The sequence below is a fragment of the Cetobacterium sp. ZWU0022 genome, from assembly GCF_000800875.1.
Taxonomy (GTDB): domain Bacteria; phylum Fusobacteriota; class Fusobacteriia; order Fusobacteriales; family Fusobacteriaceae; genus Cetobacterium_A.
Genome location: NZ_JRJZ01000162.1, coordinates 1 through 625 on the forward strand (window position 1 = coordinate 1; position 625 = coordinate 625).

Consider the following 625-nt stretch of genomic DNA (forward strand, 5'->3'; position numbering starts at 1 on the left):
ATGGGTTTTTTTTCAACATAAAATGATAAACAAAGAACTAGAAAATGAGAAAAATAAAGAGAAAATCATACAAAGATATTTTTAAAAGAAGTTATGCAATTAAACTTTTAAAAAATAAGTACTTAATTAAAGGCTTTTTAAAAGAAAATGAAAAATTAAAAATCAATATATTTCAAATAAGGGGAAAAGAAATATATATAAAAGTTATAAGCACATTAACAAAAATATCATTAGAAATCAAAGTAAAGAAAAGAGAAATAAAAAATTTAGAATATAAAATATAAAAAACTCTTGACTCGGTCGAGTGCAAATGTTATAATTTACGTACTCGGTCGAGTGGAAGGAGGAAATGGTGGAGGAAATAGTTAAAAAAGTAGCTTTTTCAAAATCAGGGACAGGACACATTACACCAAAAGTAAGTATTCCTATTGAGTGGATTAGAGAAATAGGAATTACTGAAGAAGATAAAGAGATAGTGATAAAATTTGTTCCTGAAACTAAAGAAATAATTTTAAAAAAAGCTACAAAATAAAAAACCATCTTCACCTCCAAAATGAAAGCAAAAATGGTAATGAGTGTTTTATAAAAACACTATAGCAAAATTAGTATAACATATATTGTATAA

Annotated in this window: 2 protein-coding genes; both read left to right on the forward strand. The window is 24.3% G+C overall.

Going from position 1 to position 625, the window contains the following annotated elements:
* The first annotated feature begins 44 nt into the window (after positions 1-44).
* Positions 45-284: a hypothetical protein gene (locus L988_RS11405; protein WP_047384384.1), complete on the forward strand. Its 240-nt coding sequence runs from the start codon at positions 45-47 to the stop codon at positions 282-284.
* Between the two features lie 68 nt (positions 285-352).
* The gene (locus L988_RS11410; protein WP_052191836.1) at positions 353-532 is read left to right on the forward strand and encodes a hypothetical protein; all 180 of its coding nucleotides are present in this window, start codon (positions 353-355) and stop codon (positions 530-532) included.
* The last annotated feature ends 93 nt before the right edge of the window (positions 533-625 follow it).